This window comes from Streptococcus sp. Marseille-Q5112 (assembly GCF_916700555.1).
Lineage (GTDB): Bacteria > Bacillota > Bacilli > Lactobacillales > Streptococcaceae > Streptococcus > Streptococcus symci.
Window position 1 is genome coordinate 17,116 of the sequence record NZ_CAKAKP010000012.1, and the last position, 22,869, is coordinate 39,984.

At 38.6% G+C, this 22,869-nt stretch carries 25 protein-coding genes, 1 pseudogene and 1 other annotated feature; of the genes and pseudogenes, 23 read left to right on the top strand and 3 right to left on the bottom strand.

Features of this window, described 5'->3' with window-relative positions:
- The first annotated feature begins 186 nt into the window (after positions 1-186).
- From msrB to LG372_RS08110, 21 genes and pseudogenes are all read left to right on the top strand, one after another.
- Positions 187-1,125, top strand: coding sequence for a peptide-methionine (R)-S-oxide reductase MsrB (gene msrB / locus LG372_RS08010; RefSeq protein ID WP_225742551.1), 939 nt, complete (start codon positions 187-189; stop codon positions 1,123-1,125).
- 60 nt (positions 1,126-1,185) lie between these two features.
- Positions 1,186-2,910 (top strand): ABC transporter ATP-binding protein, encoded by a 1,725-nt coding sequence (locus LG372_RS08015; RefSeq protein ID WP_225742552.1) that lies wholly within the window; start codon positions 1,186-1,188, stop codon positions 2,908-2,910.
- Between the two features lies 1 nt (position 2,911).
- Positions 2,912-4,660, top strand: a complete 1,749-nt coding sequence (locus LG372_RS08020; protein WP_225742553.1) for an ABC transporter ATP-binding protein — start codon at positions 2,912-2,914, stop codon at positions 4,658-4,660.
- A gap of 114 nt (positions 4,661-4,774) precedes the next feature.
- Positions 4,775-6,034, top strand: coding sequence for a TRZ/ATZ family protein (locus tag LG372_RS08025; protein WP_225742554.1), 1,260 nt, complete (start codon positions 4,775-4,777; stop codon positions 6,032-6,034).
- A gap of 76 nt (positions 6,035-6,110) precedes the next feature.
- Positions 6,111-6,246 (top strand) — a sequence feature (ribosomal protein L10 leader region).
- 38 nt (positions 6,247-6,284) lie between these two features.
- Positions 6,285-6,785, top strand: coding sequence for a 50S ribosomal protein L10 (gene rplJ / locus LG372_RS08030; protein WP_001287277.1), 501 nt, complete (start codon positions 6,285-6,287; stop codon positions 6,783-6,785).
- Positions 6,786-6,857: 72 nt separating this feature from the next.
- Entirely contained in the window at positions 6,858-7,226 is a 369-nt protein-coding gene (gene rplL / locus LG372_RS08035) for a 50S ribosomal protein L7/L12 (RefSeq protein ID WP_001196965.1), read from the top strand.
- Between the two features lie 201 nt (positions 7,227-7,427).
- Complete coding sequence (locus LG372_RS08040) at positions 7,428-7,601, top strand: hypothetical protein (RefSeq protein ID WP_225742555.1); 174 nt, start codon at positions 7,428-7,430, stop codon at positions 7,599-7,601.
- A complete protein-coding gene (locus tag LG372_RS08045; RefSeq protein WP_225742556.1) occupies positions 7,598-8,377 on the top strand; it encodes a replication initiator protein A in 780 nt (259 codons plus the stop codon). Before LG372_RS08040 ends, LG372_RS08045 begins: the two co-directional genes overlap by 4 nt.
- A gap of 99 nt (positions 8,378-8,476) precedes the next feature.
- The gene (gene dcm, locus LG372_RS08050; protein ID WP_225742570.1) at positions 8,477-9,835 is read left to right on the top strand and encodes a DNA (cytosine-5-)-methyltransferase; all 1,359 of its coding nucleotides are present in this window, start codon (positions 8,477-8,479) and stop codon (positions 9,833-9,835) included.
- Entirely contained in the window at positions 9,819-10,268 is a 450-nt protein-coding gene (locus LG372_RS08055; RefSeq protein WP_225742557.1) for a hypothetical protein, read from the top strand. The genes dcm and LG372_RS08055 overlap by 17 nt, the downstream gene beginning before the upstream one ends.
- Entirely contained in the window at positions 10,261-10,641 is a 381-nt protein-coding gene (locus LG372_RS08060; RefSeq protein WP_000566533.1) for an arsenate reductase family protein, read from the top strand. Before LG372_RS08055 ends, LG372_RS08060 begins: the two co-directional genes overlap by 8 nt.
- Positions 10,642-10,653: 12 nt before the next feature.
- The gene (locus LG372_RS08065) at positions 10,654-10,887 is read left to right on the top strand and encodes a hypothetical protein (RefSeq protein WP_000840776.1); all 234 of its coding nucleotides are present in this window, start codon (positions 10,654-10,656) and stop codon (positions 10,885-10,887) included.
- A 2-nt stretch (positions 10,888-10,889) separates the two neighbouring features.
- Positions 10,890-11,477, top strand: coding sequence for a CPBP family intramembrane glutamic endopeptidase (locus LG372_RS08070; protein WP_225742558.1), 588 nt, complete (start codon positions 10,890-10,892; stop codon positions 11,475-11,477).
- 333 nt (positions 11,478-11,810) lie between these two features.
- Positions 11,811-12,110 carry a hypothetical protein gene (locus tag LG372_RS08075; RefSeq protein ID WP_000869755.1) on the top strand — a complete coding sequence of 100 codons (300 nt, stop codon included), beginning with the start codon at positions 11,811-11,813 and terminating at the stop codon, positions 12,108-12,110.
- Positions 12,100-12,588, top strand: coding sequence for a hypothetical protein (locus LG372_RS08080; RefSeq protein ID WP_102210757.1), 489 nt, complete (start codon positions 12,100-12,102; stop codon positions 12,586-12,588). The genes LG372_RS08075 and LG372_RS08080 overlap by 11 nt, the downstream gene beginning before the upstream one ends.
- A complete protein-coding gene (locus tag LG372_RS08085) occupies positions 12,588-14,465 on the top strand; it encodes a VirD4-like conjugal transfer protein, CD1115 family (protein ID WP_225742571.1) in 1,878 nt (625 codons plus the stop codon). The genes LG372_RS08080 and LG372_RS08085 overlap by 1 nt, the downstream gene beginning before the upstream one ends.
- 20 nt (positions 14,466-14,485) lie before the next feature.
- Complete coding sequence (locus LG372_RS08090; protein WP_000627865.1) at positions 14,486-14,728, top strand: hypothetical protein; 243 nt, start codon at positions 14,486-14,488, stop codon at positions 14,726-14,728.
- Between the two features lie 16 nt (positions 14,729-14,744).
- Positions 14,745-15,599 (top strand): conjugal transfer protein TrbL, encoded by an 855-nt coding sequence (locus LG372_RS08095; RefSeq protein ID WP_001054257.1) that lies wholly within the window; start codon positions 14,745-14,747, stop codon positions 15,597-15,599.
- 53 nt (positions 15,600-15,652) lie between these two features.
- A pseudogene (locus tag LG372_RS08100) lies at positions 15,653-16,012 on the top strand (PrgI family protein).
- The gene (locus LG372_RS08105; RefSeq protein ID WP_225742559.1) at positions 15,963-18,320 is read left to right on the top strand and encodes a VirB4-like conjugal transfer ATPase, CD1110 family; all 2,358 of its coding nucleotides are present in this window, start codon (positions 15,963-15,965) and stop codon (positions 18,318-18,320) included. The pseudogene LG372_RS08100 and the gene LG372_RS08105 overlap by 50 nt, the downstream one beginning before the upstream one ends.
- An 11-nt stretch (positions 18,321-18,331) precedes the next feature.
- On the top strand, positions 18,332-21,145 hold the full coding sequence (locus LG372_RS08110) for a phage tail tip lysozyme (protein ID WP_225742560.1): 2,814 nt from the start codon (positions 18,332-18,334) through the stop codon (positions 21,143-21,145).
- A gap of 34 nt (positions 21,146-21,179) precedes the next feature.
- Here the strand turns inward: LG372_RS08110 and LG372_RS08115 are convergent, their stop codons facing one another.
- The 3 genes from LG372_RS08115 to LG372_RS08125 are packed head-to-tail and all read right to left on the bottom strand — an operon-like array spanning position 21,180 to position 21,953.
- Positions 21,180-21,443, bottom strand: a complete 264-nt coding sequence (locus LG372_RS08115; protein WP_225742561.1) for a hypothetical protein — start codon at positions 21,441-21,443, stop codon at positions 21,180-21,182.
- 35 nt (positions 21,444-21,478) lie between these two features.
- Complete coding sequence (locus tag LG372_RS08120; RefSeq protein ID WP_225742562.1) at positions 21,479-21,787, bottom strand: hypothetical protein; 309 nt, start codon at positions 21,785-21,787, stop codon at positions 21,479-21,481.
- A 1-nt stretch (position 21,788) separates the two neighbouring features.
- Complete coding sequence (locus LG372_RS08125; RefSeq protein ID WP_000201399.1) at positions 21,789-21,953, bottom strand: hypothetical protein; 165 nt, start codon at positions 21,951-21,953, stop codon at positions 21,789-21,791.
- A gap of 152 nt (positions 21,954-22,105) precedes the next feature.
- Here LG372_RS08125 and LG372_RS09730 point away from each other — a divergent pair, with 152 nt between their 5' ends.
- Both LG372_RS09730 and LG372_RS08130 read left to right on the top strand, forming a co-directional pair.
- Entirely contained in the window at positions 22,106-22,234 is a 129-nt protein-coding gene (locus tag LG372_RS09730) for a hypothetical protein (RefSeq protein WP_263974042.1), read from the top strand.
- A gap of 181 nt (positions 22,235-22,415) precedes the next feature.
- The gene (locus tag LG372_RS08130) at positions 22,416-22,826 is read left to right on the top strand and encodes a thrombospondin type 3 repeat-containing protein (RefSeq protein ID WP_037619229.1); all 411 of its coding nucleotides are present in this window, start codon (positions 22,416-22,418) and stop codon (positions 22,824-22,826) included.
- The last annotated feature ends 43 nt before the right edge of the window (positions 22,827-22,869 follow it).

The window sequence follows — 22,869 nt, forward strand, 5'->3', positions numbered from 1 at the left end:
TGATCAGAGGGCTTCCTATCCTTTTTTTGAAAAGAAGTTTATACTCAATGAAAATCAAAGAGCAAACTAGGAAGCTAGCCGCAGGCTGCTCAAAACACTGTTTTGAGGCTGCAGATGGAAGCTGACGTGGTTTGAATTTAATTTTCGAAGAGTATTAGTTAAAAACTTGGTAAAGGAGAAACGAAGATGGCAGAAATATATTTAGCAGGTGGTTGTTTTTGGGGTTTAGAGGAGTATTTTTCACGCATTTCTGGAGTGCTAGCAACCAGTGTTGGCTACGCTAATGGAAAAGTCGAAACGACCAATTATCAGCTGCTCAAGGAAACAGACCATGCAGAAACGGTTCAAGTGATTTACGATGAGAAGGCAGTGTCACTTAGAGAGATTTTACTTTATTATTTCCGTGTCATCGACCCTTTATCTATCAATCAACAAGGGAATGACCGTGGTCGCCAATATCGAACTGGGATCTATTATCAGGATGAATCAGACCTACCTGCTATCTACACAGTGGTGCAGGAGCAGGAGCGCATGCTGGGTCGAAAGATTGCAGTAGAGGTGGAGAAACTTCGCCACTACATTCTGGCTGAAGATTACCACCAAGACTATCTTAAGAAGAATCCTTCAGGTTACTGTCATATCGATGTGACCGATGCTGAGAAGCCATTGATTGATGCCTCTAACTATGAAAAGCCTAGCCAAGAGGTGTTAAAGGGCAGTTTATCTGAAGAATCCTATCGTGTTACCCAAGAAGCTGCTACAGAGGCTCCATTTACCAATGCCTATGACCAAACCTTTGAAGAAGGGATTTATGTAGATATTACGACAGGTGAGCCACTCTTTTTTGCCAAGGATAAGTTTGCCTCAGGTTGTGGTTGGCCAAGTTTTAGCCGTCCGATTTCCAAGGAATTGATTCATTATTACAAGGATCTCAGCCATGGAATGGAGCGAATTGAGGTTCGTTCTCGGTCGGGCAATGCTCACTTGGGTCATGTTTTCACAGATGGCCCTCGGGAGTTAGGTGGCCTTCGTTACTGTATTAATTCTGCTTCCTTGCGCTTTGTGGCCAAGGATGAGATGGAAAAAGCAGGATATGGCTATCTACTGCCATACTTAAACAAATAAAACAGAGAGGGTGGGTGCTTCCCACTCTCTTCATTTCCAGAATACGAATAGAAGGGATTTATGAAACACCTATTATCTTACTTTAAACCCTACATCAAGGAATCAATTTTAGCACCCTTGTTCAAGTTACTAGAAGCTGTGTTTGAGCTCTTGGTTCCCATGGTGATTGCTGGGATTGTTGACCAATCCTTGCCCCAGAAAAATCAAGGTCATCTCTGGATGCAGATTGGTTTGCTCCTTATCTTTGCAGTAATTGGTGTTGTAGTGGCCTTAATAGCCCAGTTCTACTCAGCTAAGGCTGCGGTGGGTTTTGCCAAGGAATTGACAAACGACCTCTATCGTCATATTCTATCTTTACCTAAGGACAGTAGAGACCGTTTGACAACTTCTAGCTTGGTCACTCGCTTGACTTCGGATACCTACCAGATTCAGACTGGTATCAATCAATTCCTGCGTCTCTTTTTACGAGCGCCTATTATCGTTTTTGGTGCCATTTTTATGGCTTATCGAATCTCAGCTGAGCTGACTCTCTGGTTTTTGGTCATGGTTGTGATTCTGACAATCGTTATTGTAGGCCTTTCTCGGTTAGTCAATCCTCTCTACAGCAGCCTGAGAAAGAAAACGGATCAACTAGTTCAGGAAACACGCCAGCAAATACAAGGGATGCGGGTTATTCGTGCTTTTGGTCAAGAAAAACGAGAGTTACAAATTTTTCAAACCCTTAACCAAGTCTATGCTAGATTACAAGAAAAGACAGGTTTCTGGTCTAGTTTATTAACACCTCTAACCTATCTGATTGTTAATGGAACCCTCCTAGTCATTATCTGGCAGGGATATGTTTCTATTCAAGGAGGATTGCTCAGTCAAGGGGCCCTCATTGCCCTTATCAACTATCTCCTACAGATTTTGGTGGAATTGGTCAAATTAGCTATGCTAATCAATTCTCTCAACCAGTCCTATATCTCTGCTAAGCGAATCGAGGAAGTCTTTGCTGAGGCTCCAGAGGATATCCATTCAAAATTAGAACAAAAGCAAGCTACCAGTGATCAGGTTTTACAAGTTCAAGAACTGACCTTTACCTATCCTGATGCGGCCCAGCCTTCTTTGAGAGACATTTCCTTTGATATGACTCAAGGGCAAATCCTTGGTATCATTGGGGGAACAGGTTCTGGTAAATCAAGCTTGGTGCAAGTCTTACTTGGAATTTACCCAGCAGACAAGGGGAGCATTTACCCTTATCGAGATGGATCTAGTCCTCGTAATCTTGAGCAGTGGCGGTCTTGGATTGCCTATGTGCCCCAAAAAGTCGAACTCTTTAAGGGAAGCATTCGTTCCAACTTGACTCTGGGTTTCAATCACGAAGTAACGGACCAAGAACTTTGGCAGGCCTTGGAAATTGCACAAGCCAAGGATTTTGTCAGTGAAAAGGAAGGACTTTTAGATGCTCTAGTTGAGACAGGAGGTCGAAATTTCTCAGGTGGACAAAAACAAAGGCTGTCGATCGCTCGAGCAGTCTTACGCCAAGCTCCATTTCTCATCCTAGATGATGCGACTTCGGCCCTCGACACCATTACCGAGTCCAAACTCTTGAAAGCTATCCGAAAAAACCTGCCAAATACAAGTTTAATCTTGATTTCTCAACGGACTTCGACACTTCAGATGGCAGACCAGATTCTCCTCTTGGAAAAAGGTGAGCTCCTAGCTATCGGCAATCATGAGGAATTGATGAAATCCAGTCAAGTCTATCGCGAAATCAATGCATCTCAACATGGTAAGGAGGACTAGTATGAGACGACGAACTGCAAACCAGACGCTCAAACGTTTGGCAAAAGATTTAGCAAGCCATCCCTTCCTCCTTTTCCTAGCCTTTCTAGGAACTATTGCCCAGGTTGGCTTATCAATTTATCTTCCTATCTTGATTGGGCAGGTCATTGACCAAGTCCTGGTGGCTGGTTCTTCACCAGTTTTTTGGCAGATTTTTCTCCAAATGATCTTGGTGGTCATAGGAAATACCCTTGTACAGTGGGTCAATCCTCTTCTCTATAATCGCCTAATCTTCTCTTATACCAGAGAATTGCGAGAGCAAATCATCCATAAGCTCCATCGTTTACCGATTGCCTTTGTGGATCGACAAGGAAGTGGAGAGATGGTTAGTCGTGTAACTACGGATATAGAACAGTTATCAGCTGGTTTGACCATGATTTTTAACCAATTTTTCATTGGTGTCTTGATGATTTTAGTCAGCATTCTAGCCATGCTTCAAATTCATCTCCTCATGACTCTTTTGGTCTTGCTGTTGACGCCACTGTCTATGGTAATCTCACGCTTTATTGCCAAACGCTCCTATCATCTCTTCCAAAAGCAAACAGAGACGAGGGGAATTCAGACTCAGTTGATTGAAGAATCGTTGAACCAGCAGACCATTATCCAGTCCTTTAATGCTCAAGAAGATTTTATCCAAAGACTGCACGAGGCGAATGCCAACTATGCAGGTTATTCACAGTCAGCTATCTTTTATTCTTCAACGGTCAATCCTTCGACTCGCTTTGTCAATGCGCTTATTTATGCCCTTCTAGCTGGAGTGGGAGCTTATCGTATCATGATAGGCTCTACCTTGACCATTGGACGCTTAGTGACTTTTTTGAACTATGTTCAACAGTACACCAAGCCTTTTAATGATATTTCTTCAGTGCTAGCTGAGTTGCAAAGTGCCTTGGCTTGTGCAGAACGTGTTTATGGAGTCTTAGATAGTCCTGAGGTGGCTGAAACAGGTAAGGAAGAGTTGACTAGTGACCAAGTTAAGGGAGCTATTTCCTTTAAACAGGTTTCTTTTGGCTACCATCCTGAAAAGATTTTGATTAAGGATTTATCTATTGATATTCCAGCTGGTAGCAAGGTGGCTATCGTTGGTCCGACAGGTGCTGGAAAATCAACCCTTATCAATCTCCTCATGCGGTTTTATCCCATTAACTCAGGAGATATCATGTTAGATGGTCGTTCCATTTACGACTATACCCGGGCATCATTGAGACAACAGTTTGGCATGGTGCTCCAAGAAACCTGGCTCAAGCAAGGAACCATTCATGATAATATTGCCTTTGGCAATCCTGATGCTAGTCGGGAGCAAGTGATTGCTGCTGCCAAAGCAGCCAATGCAGACTTTTTCATCCAACAGTTACCTCAAGGCTATGATACAAAGCTAGAAAATGCTGGAGAATCTCTCTCTGTCGGTCAGGCTCAGCTCTTGACCATTGCCCGAGTCTTTCTGGCTATTCCCAAGATTCTCATCTTAGACGAGGCGACTTCTTCTATCGATACACGAACAGAAGTGCTGGTACAGGATGCCTTTGCCAAACTCATGAAAGGGCGAACAAGCTTTATTATTGCCCACCGCTTGTCTACCATACAGGATGCAGATTTGATTCTTGTCTTGGTGGATGGCGATATTGTGGAGCATGGCAATCATCAGGACCTCATGGCTAGAAAAGGCAAGTATTACCAAATGCAGCAAGCTGCAGTTTTTAGCTCTGAATAAGCCATTCTCTTTTGAAAGTTTATGGACGAAAAAAGTTGCCTTCGGGTGACTTTTTTGTTACAATAGCTAGAAAAATTATTCACTGTAAATTGTCTTATAGAAAAGGAGCCTAGAATGAAAGTCTATCAGCATGTAAATATCGTGACTTGTGACCAAGATTTCCATGTTTATCTGGATGGAATCTTATCAGTTAAGGATTCTCAAATTGTCTATGTCGGTCAAGAGAAGCCAGAGATTTTAGAGCAAGCTGAGCAGATTATAGACTATCAGGGAGCCTGGATTATGCCTGGATTGGTCAATTGTCACACCCATTCGGCTATGACAGGTTTGAGAGGGATTCGAGATGATAGCAATCTCCATGAATGGCTAAATGACTATATTTGGCCTGCAGAAGCTGAGTTTACACCAGATATGACTACCAAGGCGATCAAAGAAGCGCTGACAGAGATGCTCCAGTCAGGAACAACAACCTTTAACGATATGTATAATCCCAATGGAGTGGAGATTGAGCAGATTTATCAGGCAGTCAAGGCTTCCAAGATGCGTTGTTATTTCTCACCGACCCTCTTTTCTTCAGAGACAGAAACAACTGCTGAGACTATAAGCAGAACACGAGCTATTATCGAAACAATCATAGGATATGAAGATCCAAATTTCAAGGTGATGATGGCACCACATTCTCCCTACAGCTGTAGTAGAGACTTGCTGGAAGAGAGTCTAGATATGGCAAAAGAGCTGAATATTCCCATCCATATCCATGTGGCGGAGACCAAGGAGGAGTCAGGAATTATCCTGAAACGATACGGTAAACGTCCTCTTGCTTTTCTCGAAGAACTGGGTTACTTAGATCATCCATCTGTCTTTGCTCACGGGGTCGAATTTAACGAGAGAGAAATTGAACGTTTGGCAACTTCTCAAGTGGCTATCGCTCACAATCCTATCAGTAACCTCAAACTGGCCTCAGGAATCGCTCCAATCATCCAGCTCCAAAAAGCGGGAGTAGCAGTCGGAATTGCCACTGACTCGGTAGCTTCCAACAACAACCTTGATATGTTTGAGGAAGGACGGACTGCAGCCCTTCTTCAGAAGATGAAAAGTGGGGATGCCAGCCAATTTCCTATCGAAACAGCTCTCAAGGCACTGACAATCGAAGGGGCTAAGGTTCTAGGAATGGAAAATCAGATAGGAAGTCTGGAAGTTTGCAAGCAAGCAGATTTTCTGGTCATCCAACCACAAGGGAAAATTCATCTCCAACCTCAGGAAAATATGCTGTCCCACCTCATTTATGCAGTCAAATCCAGTGACGTTGATGATGTTTATATCGCTGGAGAACAGGTTGTTAAGCAAGGCCAAGTCCTAACAGTAGAACTTTAAAAGAAAAATCACGAAAAAAGTTTAAAAAAAGTTTGCAAAAATCTTGCATTCTTTTTTTGACTATGCTATACTTATATACGGTTTGAAAAAACTGCCTAAGACAGTAGGGGAGCTCGACTCATAAATATCCTACCGAGGACAAAACGTATCATGTAAAAAGAAGCGTATTGTACTTTCGTGTCTAGGTTTGGGCGCGTTTTTCTTTTGGAAAAATTCCCCAAGCAAAATAATAACGGAGGTGAACACACTAATGAGTGAAGCAATTATTGCTAAAAAAGCGGAACTAGTTGACGTAGTAGCTGAAAAAATGAAAGCTGCTGCATCTATCGTCGTTGTAGACGCTCGTGGTTTGACAGTTGAGCAAGATACAGTTCTTCGTCGTGAGCTTCGTGGAAGCGAAGTTGAGTACAAAGTGATTAAAAACTCAATCTTGCGTCGTGCAGCTGAAAAAGCTGGTCTTGAAGACCTTGCATCTGTATTTGTTGGACCATCTGCAGTAGCATTTTCTAACGAAGATGTTATCGCACCAGCGAAAATCTTGAACGACTTTTCTAAAAACGCTGAAGCACTTGAAATCAAAGGTGGTGCAATCGAAGGCGCTGTCGCATCTAAAGAAGAGATTCTTGCACTTGCAACTCTTCCAAACCGCGAAGGACTTCTTTCTATGCTCCTTTCTGTACTTCAAGCGCCAGTGCGCAACGTTGCTCTTGCAGTCAAAGCGGTTGCAGACAACAAAGAAGACGCAGCTTAATCTTAAGCTACGCAGCGTAGCCTAGCTACGAAAATCTATTATAAATTTAAAACATATTTGGAGGAAATAACAATGGCATTGAACATTGAAAACATTATTGCTGAAATTAAAGAAGCTTCAATCCTTGAATTGAACGACCTTGTAAAAGCTATCGAAGAAGAATTTGGTGTAACTGCAGCTGCTCCTGTAGCTGTTGCTGCAGCTGGTGCTGCTGACGCTGGTGCTGCTAAAGATTCATTCGACGTTGAATTGACATCTGCAGGCGACAAAAAAGTTGGCGTTATCAAAGTTGTACGTGAAATCACAGGTCTTGGTCTTAAAGAAGCTAAAGAACTTGTTGACGGTGCACCAGCACTTGTTAAAGAAGGCGTTGCAACTGCAGAAGCTGAAGAAATCAAAGCTAAATTGGAAGAAGCTGGAGCTTCAGTTACTCTTAAATAAGAGGCATATACCAATTAGAATTCGGAATACTATAGTATCAGCCTTTTAGAATCGTGAACACATTTTAGAAACTGATAAATTAATTTAGTTTCCTACCAAAAACCCTACCAAAAATTAATTTGGCAGGGTTTTTCTTTTTAACAAATTTATCGTGGAGAACAATTGAATATTGTTCTCCTTTTTTTATTTTCAGGAGGGAAAATGACAAAAGAATTACAATCATCACGCTATATTATCATTTCATTCTTAGTACGTGAAATGGGAATTGACATTGTTGAAGCCATCTCTCTGATGGCTGAATTAGAAAAAAGTGGCTTGGTTCGATTGGAATCAAGTGGAGATTTAATACTCAAAGAACTTGGAGGAGCGCTATGAAACGAATTACCGCAAATCAATACCAAACTTCAGAACGGTATTATAAATTACCTAAAATTCTTTTTGAGGATGAGAAATATATGGATATGAAACTAGAAGTAAAGGTGGCTTATTCTATTTTAAAAGATCGTTTAGAATTATCTCTCAGTCGTGGTTGGATAGATGAAGAAGGTGCAGTCTATTTAGTATTTTCTAATTCTAAACTGATGAGGCTATTAGGTTGTTCGAAGTCAAAATTACTGTCCATCAAAAAAATTCTTAAAGAATATGACTTAATTGATGAAGTCCAACAGTCTTCAAGTGAGAAAGGAAGACTAGCTAATAAGATTTATTTAGGGGAATTATCTTCTACCCCAGTAGGTAATTCAAACAGACCTAGTGTTAAAAAAAGACTAGGGCAGGTTGAAAATGAAACGGCCCCCGTCTCACATTTAGCCCCTAGTGAGACTGAAGTTAGTGAGACTAAATATAGTGAGACTGATTCTTTATTTATTGAGGATGAGGAGGAGAGGAATACTCAACCTATCTTGAGAAGAAAAGTAGAAAAGGTCACAAAATATGATCGAGATTATATTTGGGGATTGGTACAAGATCAATTTAGACGAGAGGGTTTTTCTGAAACAGCCAGTGAAATTGCTATGACTGATTTTGAAAGAATCTATCAATATGCTCTTGACAATGTTCGCTTTGTTAGACGAGCGGAAGTGCTTGCTGAATTTGTATTTAACGGCTTGTATTCTGTTTGGAATAACCGTGTTAGAAAAGGAGGTGGTTAAAATGTCGCCAATCGAGTGGATATTAGTTATGCTCATTTTAATTTCAAGTGGTGTGACACTTTGGACATTGATAGTCGATCAGAAAGGGGTAATCAAGAAATGAGATTTATTGATTTATTTTCAGGTATCGGTGGTTTTCGACTTGGAATGGAAAGTGTCGGACACGAGTGTATTGGATTTTGTGAGATTGATAAATTTGCTAGGAAATCTTATAAGTCCATTTTTCAAACGGAAGGAGAAATTGAATTTCATGACATACGAGATGTTTCAGATGACGAATTTAAAAAACTTAGAGGGAAAGTCGATATCATCTGTGGGGGATTCCCTTGTCAAGCATTTTCAATCGCAGGAAGACGATTGGGATTTGAAGATACTAGAGGCACTCTGTTCTTTGAAATTGCTCGGGCGGCCAAACAAATCAAACCACGTTTTCTTTTTCTTGAAAATGTTAAAGGCCTACTCAATCACGATAAGGGACGGACGTTCACCACAATCCTTACCACACTTGATGAGTTGGGGTTTGATGTTGAGTGGCAGGTGCTTAACAGTAAGGATTTTGGCGTTCCCCAAAACAGAGAGAGGGTGTTTATTATCGGACATTCTAGAAAGAGAGGTACCAGACTCTTATTTCCTTTCAGACGAGAAGGTCAAGCAACTAACTCTGAGACTTTGAAAGTACTAGGAAATTTGAATCCATCAAGAAGTGGAATGAGTGGTAAAGTCTATTATTCAGAAGGGCTTGCGCCAACCTTAGTTCGTGGAAAAGGAGAAGGATTTAAAGTTGCGATTCCTTGTATGACAACAGACAGATTAGGAAAAAGACAAAATGGTAGACGCTTTAAGGAAAACCAAGAGCCGATGTTTACTTTAAATACTCAGGATCGTCATGGTATTGTTGTTGTTGGAGATTTACCGACTAGCTTTAAGGAGACAGGTCGTGTCTATGGAAGTGAGGGCTTATCTCCAACATTGACTACGATGCAAGGTGGAGATAAAATTCCCAAAATACTGATTCCAGAACCAATCCAATTTTTAAAAGTCCGGGAAGCAACGAAAAAAGGATATGCTCAAGCAGAGATTGGAGATTCAATCAATTTAGAAAGACCAAGTTCTCAGTATCGGCGTGGTAGAGTTGGAAAAGGTATAGCGAATACTTTGACAACTAGTGGTCAAATGGGAGTAGTAGTTGCTAGCTATGAAGGAGAAGATAAGCAAGTTTACCATGTAGCTGGTGTCTTGATAGATGGACAATTTTACCGTCTGAGGATACGACGAATCACTCCTAAAGAGTGTTTTCGCCTGCAGGGTTTTCCTGATTGGGCTTTTGAAGCTGCTAGAAAAGTCTCTAGTAATAGTCAGCTCTATAAACAAGCTGGTAATAGTGTAACCGTTCCTGTGATTGCTGCAATCGCAATGAAATTAAAAGAAATAGAGGGAAAAGATGAAAGCGTTAAATAAACAGTCAATACTATATTGTGATGAATTAGAAACAGAATTACATGATGCAGAAATGATGCAGTTGGATGAACAAATATTTTTGATGCCCAATTATCCATGTGAGTTTGAAGTGAAATTTTTAGATTATTACCATAAAAAACACAATTACCCATTATTTTATGAATCCTATCTTCAAAACATTATGGAATTCCTTGAAAGTCAGGATATAAAGAACGGAGCTGATGCCTTTGTAGATGATAATCATAATCTTGTTTTTGTTTTATATGGGCAAGGCTATCAAGCCGAGGGAAAAGAGGGAATACTTACAACCCAAGTAACTGTAAAAGCTCATGATGAAGACAAGAAACCGATTAACTTCGCAAATTTATTAGATTCCTTAATAGTCTCAGAATATCAAATGGAACCGAATCTTTGGGAGGTCTCCCATGATTGATCTCTATCTAAGTAAAAATAGCCAAAGAAATCAACTTCTTTTAGACTTCTTCAAAAACTATGGCATTGAGGTATCTTGTCATTCGATTTCTGAAATGACAAGGGATAAATTAATTGAGATGATGAGCTATTCTTCAGATTGTTTTGAGTTTTTATCTCCAAATTTATTACGATTTAAGAACCGTGACAATTTAAGATTAACGGATTTCATTGAGATGATCTTAAAAAATCCTGAACTAACCATCAGACTTCCTCTTGCGGTTTCAAATAAGAGAGTTTATCCAAATCTGAATTTGGAAGAGGCTAGAGCTTTATTGCCAAGAGATACGAAACAATTGATTTACATGGCACAAACACATTATTTATCTAACTAAAGGAGAATCAATATGGCTGAACGATTTTGGGAGAACTTGTCCATTATTTTGGCTGAAAGAAATATCAGCTGGATTGAGTTAACCAGAAAAATGTTTGCGGGAGAGTTTCACTATCCAAGTGAATTGAATCGTTTGTATCAAAAGATTCGTCACTATAAGATGGAACAACGAATGCCTCAAAGTCCATGGGTAGAAAGGATTGTGCAGGTATTAGATTTAGATTATGAAGATTTATTTCGGAGGTAACTATGAAAAGAATAATTCCAGTGTATATATTCCAACAAGTAAATGTCTTATTGGTATCTCTATACTTATTGAAATTGCTTTGTATTGGTGAGTTAACTATACTACAGATTCTCTATTGTGGGTCGCTCATTTCTTTTTTATGGATGTATGGTCAACGAAAACAAGTGGTCAAGGTCAATATGAAAACTAGGATGAAATGGCTTGTTATTGGATTCGTTAGCCTACTGATTATAAGTCTATGTTTTAGTCTGATTCATGCTCAAGGAAGCACGAATCAAGCAAACTTAATTGGCCTTCAACATCAAGTTCCTTGGTTTTCATTTTTATTGTTCTTAATCAATGCGAGTATGGTTGAAGAATTTCTGTATCGAGAAATTTTATGGAACTTGGTCAGAAAATTAGATATCAGAATTGCATTGACAAGTGTTTTGTTCGCTTTATCTCATCATCCAGGAACTATTCTAGCTTGGTGTTTGTATGTTTCATTGGGAATGTTTTTAGGGATGGTGCGCTATAAATCGGACTTATGGGGCAGTATGGGGCTACATTTGGTGTGGAACCTACTAGTTTATAGTTTGCTGCTTTTTTAGACAAAATTATCTTATTTTAGGGAAATGAAATGCTAACGTTATGTAATAATGTTAGTCTTTTATTTCATAGTCTTTGATTAGTATGAATTTAGCTCGACAGAAAAATAAAAAATGTGATAAAAATTTCAACTACTCTTATCTATAATAAAGCTACCTGTTCTTTGAAAATTGAATCCACTCCGTCTTGATTAGCGTGCCTGTGTAAGTAGGGACTGAGAGTATTTCCCTGTGAAGGGCAACTGGCACAAGACGTGTGTGAGAATTTTCTAACAGACACGGAGTTTATCGTTACCAGACTCAAACGATGCGACAAACTAGATAAAGGAGTTAATCATGAAGGTAGTAAACTTGTATGATTTGAAACAAATGGGAAATAAAGGTGGTTGTACCATCCAATTAATTCATCACTTTCCTTTTGGTATGGGCTTAGGACATCTCAAAAAAGACTACATTGAATTTAAACGTGTTGGTATCTTTGAAGGGAAAGCTGTAGAAGTTACTCTTCGAGAACCTTATTCGAGAGATCTACTGCAGGTTGTCAAGTCGATTAAGCAACGTCAGAAATTGATAGCTTATCGTTATAAAGAAGGAAAGCTGCTATTTGTGAAGAAGGAGGCATCAGATGTCCTCTGAACAACAGGAACGAATGGCAGTTCAATATGCAGAGCGTAGTCTTTTATTTACTGTAAGAAGTCTCTTAAAGATTCTAGAATGGTCTAGACGTCAGGCTTTATCACAGGATTCTGCCTATAAGATAGGGGTACAGAAATTAGAAGAATTGCTACAATCTCCTTATTCGATTGATACGATTAATCTGAAAAAAGATTTTTTAGACAAACCAATTGATATAGAGAAATTTAAAGCTTTTTTAGAAAAAGAAGAGATTCCTTTAGCCATTGCTTGGCAAGGGGATTCTCTGCATTTCTACACGAAAGACCGTTCGATTCTAGACAATCATTTAGACCATCTGTTAGAAAAAATGGTTAATGATCCGGAGAAATTAGCTGATTTTACCATGGATAAGTCATTAGACGATGCAATTGATGAGGCTAAATCCCAAATTACCTTTAGACAAGAAGGAGCCGTCAAACAGAAAGAGATGGTGAGATGATGTACAGTGGAAAGAAATTCCTACTATTCTCACTGTTAGGTATCTTACTAGGCTATCTTTTTCATCGTTTGACGCTTTTGTATGATTCCTATACTGGAAATACACTAGATAAATGGACTCATCTTCTGATGGAAGGTCAAGATGAAGTTCTTCAGTCGCCATGGAATATTTCTTTTACTGGAAAATCAAGTGCTTTTTTTCTACTAGGTTTTGTGATGATGTTGCTGGTTTATCTCTATCTAGAAACCGGTAAGAAACAATACCGAGAAGGAGTAGAATACGGGAGTGCCCGTTTTGGAACTCTAAAAGAAAAGAAGCTCTTTTACGGTAAAGAATTTTCTCATGATACGATCTTAGCACAAGATGTTCGTTTGACATTATTAGATAAAAAATCACCCCAATATGACAGAAATAAGAATATTGCGGTGATTGGAGGTTCAGGAAGTGGGAAGACATTTCGCTTTGTGAAACCTAATCTTATTCAGATGAATAGTTCTAATATTGTAGTGGATCCTAAAGATCACTTGGCCGAAAAAACAGGCAAACTCTTTTTAGAACATGGCTACCAAGTAAAGGTGCTAGATTTAGTCAATATGAAGAACTCAGATGGCTTCAATCCTTTTCGCTATATAGAGACAGAAAATGATTTGAATCGCATGCTGACGGTTTATTTTAATAACACCAAAGGCTCTGGCTCCCGAAGTGATCCATTTTGGGATGAAGCTTCTATGACTTTGGTTCGAGCTTTAGCCTCCTACTTGGTCGATTTCTATAACCCACCTAAAACAAGAGAACAGCTCATAGAAGAAAGTCGTTTAAGTCAAAAGGAATATCAAAACTTGTTGAAACGTCAAAAAAAAGAAGTGGAAGAGCGAAAAAAACGAGGGCGTTATCCAAGTTTTGCTGAAATATCAAAACTCATTAAACACTTATCCAAGGGTGAAAACCAAGAAAAAAGTGTCTTAGAAATTCTATTTGAAAATTATGCTAAAAAGTATGGAACTGAAAATTTTACCATGCGAAATTGGGCAGATTTCCAAAATTATAAGGATAAGACTCTGGATTCTGTTATAGCTGTAACCACTGCTAAATTTGCCCTTTTCAATATTCAAAGTGTCATGGATTTGACCAAAAGAGATACCCTTGATATGAAGACATGGGGCCAGGAAAAATCAATGGTTTACTTAGTTATCCCAGATAACGATAGTACCTTTCGTTTTCTTTCAGCCCTCTTTTTTTCAACCGTATTTCAAACCCTAACAAGACAAGCAGATATTGATTTTAAGGGTCAATTGCCTCTTCATGTGAGAGTTTACTTAGATGAGTTCGCAAATATCGGAGAAATCCCAGATTTTGCTGAACAAACCTCAACAGTCCGTTCTCGAAATATGAGTCTCGTTCCTATTCTACAAAATATTGCCCAACTTCAAGGGCTCTATAAAGAAAAAGAAGCTTGGAAAACCATTCTTGGGAACTGTGATAGCTTAGTCTACTTAGGTGGTAATGATGAAGATACCTTTAAATTTATGAGTGGCTTACTCGGTAAACAAACCATTGATGTTCGAAATACTAGTCGTTCCTTTGGCCAGACAGGTTCAGGATCCCTTTCTCATCAAAAGATTGCTCGTGATTTAATGACACCTGATGAAGTCGGAAATATGAAACGGCATGAATGCTTGGTTCGAATTGCCAATATGCCTGTCTTTAAAAGCAAAAAATACAATTCCACTAAGCATCCAAACTGGAAATACCTAGCCAATCAAGAAAGCGATGAACGGTGGTGGAACTATCAAATCAATCCTTTGAATCAAAGTCAAGAAAACCATCTTGAAGGCCTCAGAATTCGTGATTTAACTTTTGAATCTAGTTTAAAATAAAAATAGAAAAGAGGAAATAGATGATTACGCATTTTAAAGGTTTTGTTTATGGAGTAGACGCAAGTGCTATGTTTGCACAAGCTATGTCTTTGTTACAGAAGGGATTGATTGCGGTTGGTGCCTTTCTCGTTGTTGTGGGGATTGTCAATCTTGCAACCAACATTAAAGATGGTGGACCAGGTGTTCGGAATGCCATTCTGGAAATTGTCGGTGGAGTAATGGTAGGGGCTGCTGGAGCCTTTGTAACTCAAATTTCAATTTAGGAGGATAAACAATGACATGAATCTTAGTTTAGTCTCACCCTTTGTTTACCTTGCATCTGAAAAAATATCAGCTGAAAATTTATTTGAAGGATTTAATGTGGATTTACAATCTACGGTAGATCTGATTAAATCTCTATCTAGCTACAATCCAACAGTTTGGACTTATATGTCTAGTATTACTAAAAGTGTCATGCAACCTCTTGGAGTTGCGATTTTATCAGTTGTTCTCATCTTAGAATTTTCGAAGATGGCAAAGAAAATTGCTAACTCAGGAGGAGCGATGACCTTTGAAGCATTAGCGCCGATGTTGATTAGTTATATTATGGTCGCAGTTGTAATTACCAATACTACCGTTATAGTAGAAGCTATCATCGGGATTGCGAGTCACGCCATCGAACAAGTGGCCTCGATTGTGGCTCACGGTGGGGCGAAGTATGATACCATCTCTGGATTAAAAGGGTCAGGATTTATTGGCCGGATGATTGTGGGCTTTTTCGCCCTCCTCATTTGGCTTGTTCGGATAGTAAGTGCAGCCATGGTCAATCTTTTAGTATCTATTCGATTTATTCAACTCTACCTTATGATTCCATTTGCCCCTCTTACGATTCCAACATTTTTAAGTGATGAATGGAAGTCTATTGGTATTGGCTATTTAAAAAATATTATGGTCTATGCGGTACAAGGGGTTCTTATTTTTCTGATTGTTTCGCTTGTTCCTTTGTTTGAATCCGCTGGGAAAATAGCTGTTTCAAATGGTGCAGGAGTCTTGCAATCACTTGCGATTATGTTTGGTAGTTTGGTACAAGCTATCTTACTGATTATTGCCCTCGTTGGTTCTCAACGTACGGCTCGCTCAATCTTAGGTATGTAATTAGATAAAGGCTAGGAAGTGATTGCTTCTTAGCCTTTTTAGAAAGGAAAGTCATGAATACACGTGTCTTTAAAGACATCTCAAAATACCAACACAGGGCTTGGTTAGGCTTCACTACAAGGCAAATCATCTTTGTTTTACCAGCCTTTATTGTCACAATTATTGTTTTGGGTTTGAATCTCTTTTTCTAGCAATTTGGAGATTGGTTTGTTTACGGTTTTGTGTTTGCTTTTACCATCCCCCTCATGCTTTTTGGAGTCTATAAACCCAATGATTTATATTTTGAACATTATTTGAAATACCGTCTTCATTTTGAATTAACGGTTCCCCTACGCACAATTACAGGAAAGAAAGGATCTGAACATGAAAAGAAAATCAAATACATTAAAGAAACAAAAAACTTCAATGACTAATCAGAAAGAAGTAGTTAAAGGAAAAAAAGAGGAAGTGTTACCATCAACGGCTAATACTCTCTCCTATCAAGCCCTGTATCAAAATGGTCTGATGCAGGTAAAAGAAGATTATTTCTCACAAAGCTATTTACTTGGTGATGTCAATTACCAGACCGTTGGTTTAGAAGATAAGGGCGCAATCATTGAGAAGTATTCTGATTTGATTAACTCCCTAGACGACCAAACCAACTTCCAATTGACAATTTTTAATAAAAGATTGAATTTAGAAAAGTTTAGACAAAGTGTTTTGTATGAGGAAAAAGAAGATGGATATGATACCTACCGTAAAGAATTGAATCGGATGATGAATCAGAATTTAGACAGTGGTGAAAATAATTTTTCAGCTGTAAAACTGATTAGCTTTGGTAGAAAAGATTCTAATCCCAAACAAGCCTATCGTTCCTTGTCCCAAATAGGAGAATATTTCAAGAGTGGTTTCTCAGAAATTGATGCACGTTTTGAATCCTTGGCTGGAGAAGAACGAGTGAACTTGTTGGCAGATATGCTTAGAGGAGAACACCATCTTCCTTTTTCTTACCGTGATTTAACGAGATCTGGTCAGACAACTCGTCACTTCATAGCGCCTAATCTCTTGGATTTTAAAAACAAGAATTACCTACAAATCAATGACCGATTATTGCAGATCGTCTATGTGAGAGACTACGGCATGGAATTAGGGGATCAGTTTATCCGAGACCTCATGCAAGGAGATTTGGAATTGATTGTAAGCCTTCATGCACAAAGTTCGACTAAGGCAGATGCCATGAAGAAACTACGAACAAAGAAGACCTTGATGGAATCCCAAAAGATTGGGGAACAACAAAAACTAGCTCGTACTGGTATCTATTTGGAAAAAGTAGGTCATGTATTAGAAAGCAATATCGATGAAGCTGAGGAACTCTTAAAAACCATGACAGAGACAGGAGATAAACTATTTCAAACGGTCTTCTTGATTGGTGTTTTTGGTCAGGATGAAGAAGAACTCAAACAAGCATTAGATACTATCCAACAAGTGGCTGGCTCAAATGACCTAATGATTGATAAACTTCCATATATGCAAGAAGCAGCCTTTAATAGTTTGCTGCCATTTGGTTGTGATTTTTTAGAGGGAGTATCACGGAGTTTATTAACGTCCAATGTAGCAGTGAACTCTCCATGGACTTCAGTAGACTTACAAGACCGTAGTGGGAAATATTATGGTATCAATCAAATCTCAAGCAATATTATTACTATTGATCGCAGCCTATTAAATACACCATCTGGTTTGATTTTAGGAACATCTGGAGCTGGGAAAGGGATGGCAACCAAGCACGAAATTATCACGACAAAAATCAAGGAATCTGGTGAAAATACTGAAATTATCATCGTGGATCCAGAAGCAGAGTACAGTGTTATTGGACGGGCTTTTGGGGGAGAAATGATTGATATTGCGCCTGATTCTCAAACCTATCTCAATGTCCTTGACTTGTCTGAGGAAAATATGGATGAAGATCCTGTAAAGGTAAAATCAGAATTTCTTTTATCCTTTATAGGCAAGTTATTGGATAGGAAAATGGATGGAAGAGAAAAATCAATTATCGACCGAGTTACCAGACTCACTTATCAGTCATTTAAAGCGCCTTCTTTGGAAGAATGGGTCTTTGTCTTGAGTCAACAACCAGAAGAAGAAGCGCAGAATTTGGCACTTGATATGGAACTGTATGTCGAAGGTTCTCTTGATATTTTTTCTCATAAGACCAATATTCAGACAGGATCTAACTTCTTAATCTATAACGTTAAAAAGTTAGGAGATGAGCTGAAACAAATCGCTCTTATGGTTGTTTTTGATCAGATATGGAATCGTGTCGTTCGGAACCAAAAATTAGGGAAGAAGACCTGGATTTATTTTGATGAAATGCAGCTTCTCTTATTAGATAAATATGCCAGTGATTTCTTCTTTAAATTGTGTAGTCGTGTCAGAAAATATGGAGCTAGTCCGACTGGGATAACCCAAAATGTCGAAACCTTATTGTTAGATCCAAACGGTAGACGGATTATTGCAAATAGTGAATTTATGATTCTCCTCAAGCAAGCAAAAAATGACAGAGAAGAACTGGTTCAACTCTTAGGCTTGTCAAAAGAACTCGAAAAATACTTAGTCAATCCAGAAAAAGGGGCAGGACTAATAAAAGCTGGTTCAGTTGTCGTTCCCTTTAAAAATAAGATTCCTCAAGGTACACAATTGTTTGATATCATGAGTACAGATCCTGATAAAATGGCTTCTAATTAAGGGGAAGGTAAATGAAGGATAAAAGAGAAATCATACGTGCCCGAAAGGCATTTAGAAGAAGTCTAAAAGATGAGAAGAAATTCTTGAAAAAAGGAAAGAAGGAGGTGAGGAAACAGAAAAAAGATACCGCTGTACTGGATGAAAAAGCATGGAAAAAAGAGATAAAAGAAAAGCTAGAGGAGATGAGAAAGGCTTCAAAGGAGAGAGTAAAACAAGCAAATGAAGACTACAATCATATTCTTCAAAATAGTCCTCCATCTCTTTTGAATCGTAAAGAATTAAGAGACAGACGATTGCCTCATGCTAGGAAACGATTGAAAATAGCCAAGAAGCAATTTAGAGAAGTCAAGGTAGAAGCAAAAGAAGAAAGAAAAGAGAGTCGTAAAGAAAGAAAAACCAATCAAAAATTTCTCTACGGTCAGGAATCGAAACAAAAATCTAATTTTTTCTTTCAAGGGAAGAGTTTAGAAGAATTAAAAGCTAAGAAAGAAGTCAAGGCCGCAAAAGAGAATCTAAAATTTACTAAACAAGCCTATAAGTCCAAAAAAGTCAGTAGGAAAGCCAAAACTTTTCTTTATGTCCTTGGACGTGAAGGTGGAGAGTTAGCTTCAGAAAATGAAGATTTAGAAGGCTATCGCACACTTCAAGAGACCATTAGAAAAGGGAAACGCTACAGTCGGCTTTCTTATAATCTTGGGAAAGCTAGTGTCAAAACAGGACAAGCAACAGGTCGTTTTACCAAGAAAAGACTGACCAACACAAAAGAGCGATACCATCATTTTAAGGATGGAAAAGGATGGAAACTAGCGAAAGATAATCCAAGTTCCTTTAAAAATCGGTATCGAAAATTAAAGAAACAAGGTCTTACAAGTGTCCGAAATATCTATCAAAAACTAAAAGCAGCCTTTTCCTTCTTTACATTTGCGGCTGGGAATCCTGCAACCTGGATAGTTGGAGGAATAGTCTTTCTTCTTTTACTTATGATGAGCTTCTTTTTAGGTTTTTCATCTGCTAGTTTGATTCAACAAGATGAATTTGAATTAACAAAAGCTTATACCCACCTAACTTGGGAAGACGCAGAACATACTCGTACAAATGACAAAGGCATTACCTATTACACAAAAGTTGATGATGTGATGGGGTATATGAACTTTAAATTCCATGACTATGAGTTACACAAACCAGTTCACTTATTTAGTTCAGAAACTTACAAGGATTATCTATCTACTTTGTGGCATGATTTAAACGATGGGGAAGATTTGAAATCCATGCAAGACCTCTATGAAACCCCTAAGTATAAACTATCAAAAGACGATCAAGAGGAAATGAAGGAACTAAAAGAAGAGGGTGTGTATGCTTCCATGCAGGAATTAGACAATCCATTTGAGGGGAAAAGCAACGAAGATAGTCTAACCATGACTTATCGTTACGGATACTATGATTTAGACGGAAAACCTACCCTTCAGGAGTACATTCTACTAGAAGCCAAGGCTCACCAAACGATTGTCGCACCAATGGATGGGGTCGTATCACTAGATGGTGACAATATAATTCTCACTAATGGAAAAGGAGAGAATGAGAGTCGATTGACCTTGTATTCTATTCATAATGGCCGTGCGATTGAGGGGACAAGAGTCCTAACGGGTGATATTATTGGTGAAACACCAGACGATACAGGTTTGAAAGTTTCCTATCAAAAGTATAAGAACAAGAAAGAAAAATTGGTGTATGTCAATCCGCAATTTTATTTTCCAAAAGTCATTCAACTTCAGACAACTATCTTACCTGCCATTGGTCAGTTTGGTGGGGATGAGTTTGAACGAGCAAAACATATTTATGAGTTTTTGAAATCTCAAGGGGCAAGTCCCCAAGCCATTGCGGCTATTTTAGGAAATTGGTCGGTAGAGTCTTCTATCAATCCTAAACGAGCTGAAGGAGATTATTTATCTCCTCCAGTCGGCGCTACCGATTCCTCATGGGATGATGAAAACTGGTTAGCGATAGGAGGGCCAGCCATTTATAGTGGTGCTTATCCTAATATCCTTCATAGAGGTCTAGGTTTAGGGCAATGGACAGATACCGCAGATGGTTCAACACGTCATACAGCTTTATTGAATTATGCACATATCAAAAATAAGAAGTGGTATGATTTAGACCTCCAACTTGATTTTATGCTTCATGGGGATAGTCCTTACTATCAAAGTTGGTTAAAGGATTTCTTTGGAAATACAGGAAGTGCAGCCAATCTAGCCCAACTCTTCCTTACCTATTGGGAGGGAAATTCTGGTGACAAACTACTGGAAAGACAAACTAGAGCCACGGAATGGTATTACCAAATTGAAAAAGGCTTTAGCCAAACAAATGGTGGACAGGCAAAGAGTGACCCACAATCCCTTGAAGGTGTTCGTGGTGACTTATATGATCATTCTGTTCCTGGTGGTGGAGATGGTATGGCCTATGCCTATGGACAATGTACATGGGGTGTTGCGGCTCGTATGAACCAGTTAGGATTAAAGCTAAAAGGTAGAAACGGAGAGAAGATTTCAATCATTAATACCATGGGAAATGGTCAGGACTGGGTTGCGACAGCTTCAAGTCTTGGTGGAGAAACGGGTTCCACACCAAGAGCAGGTGCTATTGTTTCTTTTGTGGGAGGTACACATGGCACACCAGCAGACTATGGTCATGTGGCTTTTGTCGAGAAGGTCTATGATGATGGTTCTTTTCTAGTTTCTGAAACCAACTATGGTGGAAACCCTAACTATACCTTTAGAAAAATCTCGCAAGCAGATAATGCCATTAGTTTTGCTTATACGGTGAAATAAAAGAATCATGTCATCAGTTTAGGTGACATGATTCTTATTTTTTATAAAGTGACATATTTAATGCCATAGGCTGATAAGTTACTTGATGATCGTCTTTAATCAATTGACTGTAAGCAACAAATCCGAACTGTTCATAAAATTGAATGACTTTAGGATGATTGATACTATCTAAAAATACCATCTGAGTTCCTACAATTGCTCGAAATTCTTCAATTTTTTGAATTACAATTTCAAATAACTCTTGTCCTGATAGTTTATTTAGCTTTGTGTTTTTGCCGAATTGACCGATAAGTAACACAGGGAGATAATCAATATTTTTGGGACTTTTCCCTTTTAGGACGAGTTTCTTTTTAAGGAATTTTCTAAATCAGAAATATCAACAACTTTGAGAGATAAACTAAAGAATCCTAAGATGTTATTTGTTTCAGTTTCTTCAACGATAAAATTTCGAGAACGATGTTGTTTTTCAAAATTGGGAGCTTTATCAGATAGATAAGTCAACATCTCTTCATTATCTTTGAAATTAACATTTTCTAAAATGATAGTTTTAAATAGCTCCTGAACTTGTTTCTCAGTTTTATCAGGAGCCAGCACTTGAATATTTTCAAGATATTGCTTAAGTGGTGTTACTTGAATTGTCATCTTACAGATACTTTGAAATGAGTTTATTTTTCGTTGGAGCGGTAGCGTCTTGTGATTCAATAGATTTCAAGACTGCTTGTAGCTTTTTAGATGGTTTATGATTAAGAATTTTTAGAGCATCTTCGTTTGTTAGTTTTATATCACGTGTTAAACTGATTGTAGCCATTTATTCTACCTCCTGTTTCTACTTAAATTCATTATAGCTTATTTTGAACAAAAGTTCAATCTGAAGATAGTGTATGTTTTCTATAGTGTATAAATCCAAAATAAGTTTTTCTCTTGCATTTGTAGCTCATATTCGTTAGAATAATGGTGTAGATGAGTGGTTGGCTCATGGTCAATCTGATAGTAATCTTGGACATAAGGGCCAAGCGGTGGCGGACACCAGAACAAAATCCGATAGCAATCTTGGACGTAAGGGCCAAGCGGTGGCAGACACCAGAATAAACCGACTAACTAGGTGGCTTACAGGTTCTGTAAGTCATCTTTTTTTACTTTGATAGTAACGTTTTATCATTTTAAGGAGAACGAGGTTTTGGCTCGTTCTCTTTTTTATTGTGATACTTCTTTCAAGGAATATTTGGTAGGATTGGAGTGAAAACAGATTAACTAGGAAAGAAGGAAGTATATGGAAGCCATTTATCAACGTGATTCGGATCAAGATGGACTAACTGATGCTCAAGAATTGGCGCTAGGAACCAATCCTCTTAGCGCAGATTCTGATGGTGATGGTCGTTCAGATTTAGTGGAAGTAGAAGAAGGAACCAATCCCTTAGAAAAGGATTTACAAGACATAGACCAAACAAGTATAACTGAACCGTCTTCAGTATTTATGGAAATGAAACAAAAGATTTCAGATATGATGGAGAGTCACTACAAGGAATTTATACAGGCTCTGATTAGTATTGAAACAGGGATTGAGAACCAACAAGACCTAGAAGACTTATATACTTACTACATGAGAACAGATGCCGTTTCTCTTTTGTCTAGTGATTTAGAAACCAGTCCTCAAGAGGTTGAAATGGAGATAGAGTTGTAGGGGAATCATGTGATTCTCCTATTTTCGTATAGATGAAAGGAGC